The organism is Streptomyces sp. NPDC127038, assembly GCF_042725875.1.
GTDB lineage: Bacteria > Actinomycetota > Actinomycetes > Streptomycetales > Streptomycetaceae > Streptomyces.
Map to the genome: position 1 here is coordinate 111,070 of NZ_JBHXDQ010000021.1, position 9,399 is coordinate 120,468.

Below are 9,399 nucleotides of genomic sequence, written 5' to 3' on the forward strand. Positions count from 1 at the left end.
CGCCTCGACTCCGGCCGCTTCTCGTCCATGACGGCCGTGTTGCCCGGATCCCGCTCCTGAAGCCCGCCCCCGGCGCCCGGCCGGCCCGGCACACCGGCCGCCCGGCGACGCACCGACGATTCGAACCGTCTGGACAAGAAAAGTTTTCGGTGCGACGCTGGAGTCATGTTGGACGTGACCGTGATCGAGGACGCCGAGGCCGCCGCCGTGTCGCTGGACCCCATACGGGCCCGGCTGCTCGCCGAACTGGCCGCCGGACCAGCGTCGGCCGCCATGCTGGCCGGAAGGGTCGGACTGCCCCGGCAGAAGGTGAACTACCACCTCAAGACGCTGGAGCGGCACGGCCTCGTCGAGCTGGCGGGCGAACGCCGCAAGGGGAACGTCACCGAGCGGATGATGCGGGCGACCGCGGCCTCGTACGTGATCTCGCCGAAGGCGCTGGCCGCCGTGCAGCCAGATCCGGACCGTTTCCGGGACCAGCTGTCCGCCCGCTGGCTCCTCGCGCTCGGCGCCCGGCTCGTGCGGGACGTCGGCTCGCTCCTCACCGGAGCCGCGAAGGCCCGCAAGCCGCTGGCGACGTACGCGCTCGACGGCGAGGTGACCTTCGCGTCGGCGGCCGACCGGGCCGCGTTCATCGAGGAGCTCACGGCCGGGGTGGGCGCGCTCGTCCGCAAGTACCACGACGGGGACGCCGAGGCCGGCCGTCCGCACCGGATCGTCGTCGCCGTCCACCCCGCGCTCAGACCCGAGTCCGAGGCCGGAGCCCCTGCCGGAGCCGGGACCGGCGAAGCCCCCACGGGCACCGTATCCACCCGCTGATCATCCAGGAGTCTTCATCATGTCCAAGGAATTCGAGGTCGCCCGCGAGTACGAGGTCGACGTCCCGCCCGCCCGGGTGTGGGACGCGATCACCAGCGGCAGCGGCGGCTGGCTGTGGCCCATGGAGTTCGAGCCGCGCCAGGGCGGGGCCGGTCCGTTCGGCAGCGTCATCACCACCTGGGACCCCCCGCACCGGCTGACCGTGCGCACCGAGGACGTCGGGTTCCCGACGCAGAGCCTCAACCAGATCGACCACACCATCGAGGCCCGCGGCGACGGCCGGAGTTCCTGGGTCCGGTACGTGCACAGCGGCATCTTCACCGACGACTGGGACAACCAGTACGACGGCGCCGACAAGCACACCGACTTCTATCTGCACACCCTGCGCGAGTACGTGACCCACTTCGCGGGCCGCCCGGTGACCTTCGCGACCTTCAACGGACCCGGCGCGTCCACCGGCACCGACGCCTTCGCGGCCGTCGGCCGTGCCCTCGGCCTCGCGGACGGCACCGCCGCGGGCGAGCGGGTACGGGCCAAGGGGCCCGGCGGCGAGGACTTCGACGCCGTGCTCGACTACCGCGACCCGTACTTCCTCGGGCTGCGTACAGACGGCGCGCTCATCCGCTTCTTCGGGCGCGGCCGCTGGGGCGCTCCGGTCGGCATGAGCATCCACGACTTCGCCCCCGACGCCGACGCCAAGGACAACGAGACCGCCTGGAAGGGCTGGCTCGACGAGGTCTACCCGGCCTGACCCGGGGCGCGGCCGGAGATCTCACCCTCCGGAGAGACGAGGAGCCCGGCCCCGTACGACGGGGCCGGGCTCCTGCGTGCCGGTGCGACTACGGACGGAACCGCAGCACCTGCGGGTCGTGGTCGCTGATCTGGTCGGAGAACTCCGAGTTGATGTGCACGCTGTCGTAGTCCAGGTCGCAGCCCTTGCGGATCGAGGGGCTGACCAGGATCTGGTCGAGCACCTGGGCGTTGCCCTGGTAGTCGTACGTGTAACGCTGGCTCTTGGGCAGCGACTTGATCGCCGACCAGAGCTCGCCGTGGCCCTCCAGGATCTTGGCCGTGTCGGAGAACTCGAAGTCGTTCATGTCGCCGAGCGCGATGACGTCGGCGTTCTTCTGCGTCTTCAGGATCTCGTTGACGAACGCGTTCACCAGGGTCGCCTGCGCGTGCCGCTGGACCTCGGAGCTGCGGATCGGGGGCTGGTACTGCGCGGTCAGCCCCTGGTCACCACCCTTGGAGTTGAGGTGGTTGGCGATGACGAAGACCGTCTGCCCGTGGAAGACGAACTCGCCCGCGAGCGGCTTGCGGCTGCTCTTCCAGGCGTCGTTCGCCGGGTCGATGCGGCCGGGGGAGGCCGTGAGCTGCGCCTTGCCGTGCACCTTCGTGACACCGACGGCGGTCGTCGAGTCGCCGCCCGCGCGGTCGGTGAACGACACCCGCTCGGGGTTGAAGAGGAAGACCTGGCGGATGTTGCCGCCGGGCTCGCCGCCGTCCTGGTCGTTGACCGGGTCGATGGAGCGCCACTGGTACTTCGGGCCGCCCGCCGCGACGATCGCGTCGATCAGCTTGTTCACCGTCTGGTCGGCGGCCACCGTGCCGTCGTCCGTCGCGCCGTTGTTGTCCTGGATCTCCTCCAGGGACACGATGTCGGGCGAGTTCAGGTTGTTCACGATCGCGGACGCGTGCGCGGCGAACGTACCGTCGCCCGGGTCCAGGTTCTCGACGTTGTACGTCGCCACGGCCAGCTCGCCACGCCCCTGCTTGCGCGTGGTCTCCCGCTCCAGGCCACCCTTCTGAAGGGTGCCCAGCCGGCCGGCGACCAGGGTGTAGCCGCCGAACTGGTTGTAGTCGAGCGGTCCCGACGTGACACCGGCGAGCTTGTCGCCGACGTTCGCGGTCGGGAAGTCGGCGGTCGCCCCGAGCGACTGGATCTGTATGCGGCCCGTGTTCTGCGAGGTGTACGAGCCGTACACCGTGCCGCCCCGGCGCGTGGCGTGCTCGTGCGGCTTCACCGTGACCCACAGCTCGCTGTACGGGTCGGTGGCCGTGACCACGCGGGTGTCGGCGACCTGGACGTTCATGCCCTCCAGGGACTCGTAGTAGTCCAGGGCGTACTTCGCCGGCTCCAGCGGGAGCGCGTTGACCGAACCGGCCGCGGCGGTGTCGCCGGCCGGGGCGTAGTCGTCCGGTACGGAACGGGCGTCGACGACCGTCGCGGCCGGGACCGGGTTGCCGCTGGAGACGACCGTCACCGTCGGCTTGGTGACCTCGGTGACCGACTGGTTCCCGGTGGACACGCCGCCCGGGACGTACTCCGAGACCGTGCCCGTCACGGTGACCGAGTCGCCGACGGCGACCTTGGGGGTGGAGCTGGTGAAGACGAAGACGCCCTCGCTGGTGGCGGGGTCGGCGTCCGGGGTGGGGTCCTGGTACCAGAAGCCCTTGGACGATCCGTACGTCCGCACCCCGGTGACGATGCCGGGCACGTCGGCGACCTTCGTGCCCGCGAGGGGGGAGGTCCGGGTGGTGCCCTGGATGTCGTGGATGTGGACGGTGTCCGCCCGGGCCGGTGTGGTCAGCACAACGGCGGAGACGGTGGAACAGACCGCGGCGACGGTCAGCGCGCCGATGCGCGCGGTTCTCTTGCTCGGCAAGGGAATCCCTCCGGGGACGTTCATGAGCGTCGGGACGAGGGTGGACTGGTGGGGGGACGCGTCCTGCTTGCGGGCCAGTGACGCGCGTAGAAGATGTCGGGCCGCACGGCCGTTGAACTTCTACGCGCGTCAATCTCGTGTGTGGCGAGGGGAGTTGTCAAGGTTTCGGCGGTGTACGAGACCTGTCGGGCACATGAACCGGGCGGCATGGGTGGAAATCCGTCTAGGCTGAGCAGTTGGCACGGATCTCCCGGTCCGCCTCCGGGCCCGCGGGCCCCTCGGCGCCCCGTCGGGATCCGCCGCGCGCCCTGCCCCGCCCCGCCCGCCCTGCCCGTCGTGGTTGTCCGGAGGAGAACCCAGCCGATGTCAGACAGCTCTTCCCTGCCGCCCGTGCGGCTGCACTCCGAGGCGCAGCTGGCGCGGGACGCCCTCGCCGCGCCCCTGCTCTCCCGCGCCGCACGGCTGGCCCGCTGGGCAGGCCCCGCCACCCGCGTCGGCGCCGGGGGCGAACTCGACGAGGAACAGCTCCCCGAGGCGGCCGGCGTCCTCGGACTGTCCGGCGACGACGCGGCCGCCCTCGCCTCCGAGGCCTGGCGGGTGGCCGTCGACACCGGGCTCGTCGACATCGTGGACGAGGAGGAGGGCACCGTCACCACCGGCGAGGACCTCGCCCTGCTCACCTCCGGCGCCCCGCAGGACGTCCTCGGCGTCTGGCTCGGCGCGCTCGACGTCGTCCTGGCCGACGCGAGCGTGCCCGACCTCGGCGAACTCGTCGACGCCATGGACGAGGAGGGCGAGATCGACCTGTCCTCGCTCGACTGGGACCCCGAGGCGGAGTCCGAGTTCCTCGACGGGGTGCTCGGCAACCTGTATCTGCTGACCGTGGGCGAGGACGCGCTCGGCGAGGTGTCGGTGCCGCTGCCGGCGCTCGCCGCCTCGATGATCCTGCCCGACGACATGGGCGAGCCCACCAACGACGTCCTGGAACAGGTCTCGGACGCCATGATGCGGCTCGACGACCAGTTCCGGCTGCTCGAACCCATCGGACTCGTCGCCTTCCAGCCGGTCGACGAGGCCCTGATGGCGGACGCCGCCGAGGAGCCCGCCCCCGTCGACGACATGGACGTCTCGCGCTACGGCGTCGTGCGTCTGACCCCGCTCGGACTGTACGGACTGCGCGCCCGTCTGATCGAGGCGGGATTCTCCGCCCCCGCGGTCGGCGAGCTCACCGACAAGGGGGCGGACACCCTGCTGGACGGGACGGCAGGCTTCCCCCCGACCGCCGCGCAGGCCGAGATCGAACAGTGGCTCGCCCGGCGTGAACCGCTCTCCGCGGCACAGGAGTTGCTCTCCGCCGCGCGCGGAGCCGACCCGGGGGCCCCGCTGCGCCGCCTGCACTGCCAGCAGGCCCTCGCCCTCGTCGGCGCGCAGGCCGAGCCCGCGCTGCGCGAGGTGCTGGACGACGCCGAGCTGGGCGGTCTCGCCCGCGTCTGGCTCTCCGAACGCGGCGCGCCCGACGTGCCGCCGCCGTCCGAGGCGATGGTCTTCTGGCTGACCATCGACACGGTGGCGGCCCAGCTCGCCGCCGAGGGGAACTCCGACGAGCTCCAGGCCCTGGTCGAGGGCCTGGCCCAGCAGCACAGCGGCTTCTTCGACACGGCCTGGCGGGTCGAGCACCCTGCCGCGCCCGACGTCCTGGAGGCCATGGGCCGGCTCCACCCCGACAAGAGGGTCGCCAAGGAGGCCCGCAAGGCCGCGTTCAAGGCCCGGTCGCAGCAGGGGGTGTGACCCGGAGGTGAGGTGATCCCGGCGCGGGGGCGCGCCTTCGTGCGGGGCCGGGCTGGCGGCGGTCCTGGGGGTGGAGGGTCTTGTTCCTCCGCGTCGGTCGGGTGGGCGTCGGGTGCGGAGGGTCTTGTTCTTCTGTGCCGGTCGGGTGGGTCTCGGGTGCGGAGGGTCTTGTTCTTCTGCGCCGGTCGGGTGGGCGTCAGGTGCGGAGCGTCTTGTTCCTCTGTGCCGGGCAGGTGGGTATCCGGGCGCGGAGGGATTCGTTCCTCTGCGCCGGTCGGGTGGATTCATGCAAGCGGGACCCCGGACGTCGGCGCGCGTTCAACTCGCGTTCAGGCGGGGACGGCACGGTGTGGCCGCGAACCGAGGTCGCCGGCCGCGCCCCACGACAGTCCGAGTCCACCGTCACAGGAGACACCACATGTCGCTCTCTCGCAGGGACTTCGCCAGGCAGTCCGCGATCACCGGTGCAGGCGTCGTCCTGGTCGGCAGCGTCGGCGCGCTCGCCACCGCCCCCAACGCGCTCGCCGCCACCGAGACGGAGACCGAGGGCGTGAGCGAGGACGCGGCGGAGGCCCGCCACGGCGGCGTCGGCTACGGCCCCCTCGTCACCGACCCGACGGGCCTCCTCTCGCTGCCCGCCGGGTTCTCCTACCGCGTCATCACCTACAGCGGCCGTACGAAACTGGACTCGGGCGAGTTCACGCCGTCCAACCACGACGGCACCTCCACCTTCCAGGGCCCGCGCGGCGCCACCCTCCTCGTCAACAACCACGAGCTCAAGGGCCCCCGCTCCGGCTGGGCCCACCCCGTGCCGCTCACCGAGGGACTCGTCTACGACCCCGCCGCGTCCGGCGGCTGCACCGTCGTCGAGGTGCGCCACGACCAGGTCGCCGAGTGGGTCGGCATCGCCGGTACCTCCACCAACTGCGCGGGCGGAAACACCCCTTGGGGCACCTGGCTCACCTGCGAGGAGACCGAGGACAAGGCCGGCCAGAACGGCATGACCAAGGACCACGGCTACGTCTTCGAGGTCGACCCCCAGGACCGCCGCCGCAACAAGAACCCCAAGCCCCTGAAGATGCTCGGCCGTTACGCCCACGAAGCCGTCGTCGTCGACCCCAAGCGCGGCCGGCTCTACCTCACCGAGGACGCCTCGGGCCCCAACGGCCTGCTGTACCGCTGGACGCCCCCGCAGGGCTTCGAGCACGGCCACGGACAGCTCGCCACCCTGGCCGATGACGCCGGGGCGCTCCAGGCCTTCAAGTGCTTCGACTCCGGCGGCAAGTTCGTCGACGACCTCTCCCGTGCCACCAGGATCGGCACCGTGTACGGCGTGGACTGGGTCGACGTCCCCGACCGTGACGCCAGGACCGTCTCCGTCCGCAAGCAGTTCACCGACGTCCAGGTCACCCGCGCCCGCAAGCTCGAAGGCATGTGGTGGGGCGACGGCGGCGTCTACATCGTCTCCTCCTACGCCCGCGCCGAGAGCCCCGGCCAGGCCCACGACGGAGCCGTCTGGTTCTACGACCCCAAGCGCCGCACCCTGACCCTGAAGATCCGCCTCGGCGTGAACCCCGACCCGTCCGCGGACGGCGCCTTCGACGGACCGGACAACATCACCGTCTCCCCGTACGGCGGCCTCGTCATCGCCGAGGACGGCGAAGGCGTCCAGCACCTCTTCGGCGCCACCGAGAGCGGCCGTACGTACCCGATCGCCCGCAACGAGCTCAACATCGGCACCGCCGAGGCGCCGGCCTACAGCGAGTTCACCGGCGTCACCTTCTCGCCCGACGGCCGCACCCTCTTCGCCAACATCCAGGAGCCGGGCATCATGCTCGCCGTCACCGGCCCCTGGAAGCGGCAGAAGCGCGGCTGAACTCCCGCCGCTCCGCACCCCGTTCCTCCCGCGGATTAATTCGCTCGCCGGACTCGCGGCCGCCCTCCTAAAGTGATGCATGTCCAGGTGCGAAGGCAGGACCTACTTCCACTGATAATGGGGCGGTCGCGGGTTCGAGTCCCGCCGTCGGCACAACGCGCCGATGTAGCTCAGGGGTTAGAGCACCTACGTCGGTTCCGCCGATCTCGATCTCTGGACACCACAACTTCACGCACCTCCCGGTGCGCGGGCCACGGCTACTTCTCTCTCAAAGAATCCACGCCGCGGCCGACTTGATCTCGGGAGGCGCAGCTCATGGTGGGTGCCCGGTGCGCAGGCAGCGGATACTTCGGGAACTGGTGGGGCCTCGGCCTCGTGCGGGTTCGAATCCCGTCATCGACTTCGGGTCGGTGTGGCGGAAACGGAAGACGCGCCAGTTTATAAGCAACCGTCGCCGTCCCTGATCTCGGACACCCTCCATTTGCTGTGCCTCCCTCCGAAACACTCATGAATTCGGGGGAATTCGCCATGGCACGCTTCAACAACAAGACGGCGAAGGCGCAGCCCACCTCGCGCGTGACGTCCACCGGCCGCGTGCTGCGCACCCATCAGGGCGGCCGCGGTCAGGAGCGCGACGCCCGTTCCGAGCTCTTCCTGCTGGCCATCGCCAACTTCGTCTCGCAGCGGACGTTCTACGAGAGCGGCGAGGCCCGCGACGACCGGTTCGCCGCGCTCGTGCGGGAGCTCGCCGTCGCCGATCCGTCCTGGACCGCCGGTCTGCTGGGCTGGCTGCGCGGCGAGGGGAACCTCCGTACGGCCTCGCTCGTGGGTGCCGCCGAGTACGTGAAGGCACGCCTGGACGCCGGCGCCACCGACGGCCCGGCCAACCGGCAGGTCATCGCCTCCGTGCTGCGCCGTCCGGACGAGCCGGGCGAGCTGCTCGCCTACTGGACCTCCCGGTACGGCCGCAACGTGCCCAAGCCCGTCAAGCGGGGCGTCGCCGACGCCGTACGCCGTCTCTACAACGGCAAGTCGCTGCTGAAGTACGACACCGCGTCCAAGGGATACCGCTTCGGCGACATCCTCAACCTCGTGCACGCGGCGCCGGACCCGGACAAGCCGTGGCAGGGCGACCTGTTCCAGTACGCGCTGGACCGGCGCCACAACCCGGACACGGCCGTCGTCCCCAAGTCGCTGCCCGTGGTCGCCGCCCACCGAGACCTGATGGCGCTGCGGCCCGCCAAGCGGCGCAAGGTCGTCACCGGAGCGGGGGGCGCGCAGCGTCTGGCCGACGCGGGCATGACCTGGGAGGCGCTGGCCGGCTGGCTCCAGGGGCCGATGGACAAGGCGGCCTGGGAGGCCGTCATCCCGTCCATGGGCGCCATGGCGCTCGTCCGCAACCTGCGCAACTTCGACGAGGCCGGGGTCGGTGACGAGGTCGCGACGCGGGTCGCCGCGAAGATCAGTGACCCGGCGGAGGTCGCGCGCTCGCGGCAGTTCCCGTTCCGCTACCTCGCGGCGTACCAGCACGCGCCGTCGCTGCGCTGGTCGTACCCGCTGGAGCAGGCGCTCGGCCACTCGCTGGCCAACGTGCCCGCGCTGCCCGGCCGGACCCTGGTGCTGGTGGACCGTTCGGGCTCGATGTTCTACTCGCGGCTCTCGGAGCGCTCGGAGCTCAACCGGGCCGACGCGGCGGCGATCTTCGGTACGGCGCTCGCGCTGCGGGCGGCGGACGCGGACCTCGTCGAGTTCGGCACCACGAGCAGGCGGGTGGAGTTCGGGGCGGGCGAGTCCGTGCTGAAGATCCTCGGACGGTTCGGTGACCTCGGGGGCACCAATACGACCGAGGCGGTCCGCGAGCACTACAGGAAGCACGACCGGGTGCTGATCGTCACCGACGAGCAGGCCATGTACAGCCACTACGGGGACCCGACCGAGCAGGTGCCGGCGCACGTTCCGGTCTACACCTGGAACCTCGCCGGTTACGCCCCGGGCCACGGGCCCTCGGGCAAGGACAACCGGCACACGTTCGGCGGGCTCTCGGACGCGGCCTTCCGGATGGTTCCGCTCCTTGAGTCGGCACGGGACGCGGACTGGCCGTGGGTCCAGGCGGGCTGAGGCAGGGGCCGGCGTCGCGGTCGGCGTCGCGGGGGCGGTTCGGTGGGTGGGTCGGGGCCGTGCCGGTGCATCAGGCCGTCGCCGTTGGGTGAGGTGTGGGCGTCGGTGGCGACGGCCATCGATGTACCGGCA

General features: G+C 71.3%; 6 protein-coding genes. 5 read left to right on the top strand and 1 reads right to left on the bottom strand.

The window, feature by feature from the left end; all coding sequences use genetic code 11:
• The first annotated feature begins 165 nt into the window (after nucleotides 1–165).
• Nucleotides 166–819, top strand: coding sequence for an ArsR/SmtB family transcription factor (locus ACFWI4_RS17515; protein WP_387196745.1), 654 nt, complete (start codon nucleotides 166–168; stop codon nucleotides 817–819).
• Between the two features lie 19 nt (nucleotides 820–838).
• Nucleotides 839–1,570 (top strand): SRPBCC domain-containing protein, encoded by a 732-nt coding sequence (locus tag ACFWI4_RS17520; RefSeq protein ID WP_387196747.1) that lies wholly within the window; start codon nucleotides 839–841, stop codon nucleotides 1,568–1,570.
• Between the two features lie 88 nt (nucleotides 1,571–1,658).
• Here the strand turns inward: ACFWI4_RS17520 and ACFWI4_RS17525 are convergent, their stop codons facing one another.
• Nucleotides 1,659–3,485, bottom strand: coding sequence for an endonuclease/exonuclease/phosphatase family protein (locus tag ACFWI4_RS17525; protein WP_387196750.1), 1,827 nt, complete (start codon nucleotides 3,483–3,485; stop codon nucleotides 1,659–1,661).
• Between the two features lie 363 nt (nucleotides 3,486–3,848).
• Here ACFWI4_RS17525 and ACFWI4_RS17530 point away from each other — a divergent pair, with 363 nt between their 5' ends.
• The 3 genes from ACFWI4_RS17530 to ACFWI4_RS17540 all read left to right on the top strand — a co-directional run bounded on the left by ACFWI4_RS17530 (nucleotide 3,849) and on the right by ACFWI4_RS17540 (nucleotide 9,267).
• A complete protein-coding gene (locus ACFWI4_RS17530) occupies nucleotides 3,849–5,273 on the top strand; it encodes a hypothetical protein (RefSeq protein ID WP_387196753.1) in 1,425 nt (474 codons plus the stop codon).
• 418 nt (nucleotides 5,274–5,691) lie between these two features.
• The gene (locus tag ACFWI4_RS17535; protein ID WP_387196756.1) at nucleotides 5,692–7,149 is read left to right on the top strand and encodes an alkaline phosphatase PhoX; all 1,458 of its coding nucleotides are present in this window, start codon (nucleotides 5,692–5,694) and stop codon (nucleotides 7,147–7,149) included.
• A 528-nt stretch (nucleotides 7,150–7,677) separates the two neighbouring features.
• Complete coding sequence (locus ACFWI4_RS17540) at nucleotides 7,678–9,267, top strand: TROVE domain-containing protein (RefSeq protein WP_387196759.1); 1,590 nt, start codon at nucleotides 7,678–7,680, stop codon at nucleotides 9,265–9,267.
• Nucleotides 9,268–9,399 lie beyond the last annotated feature (132 nt).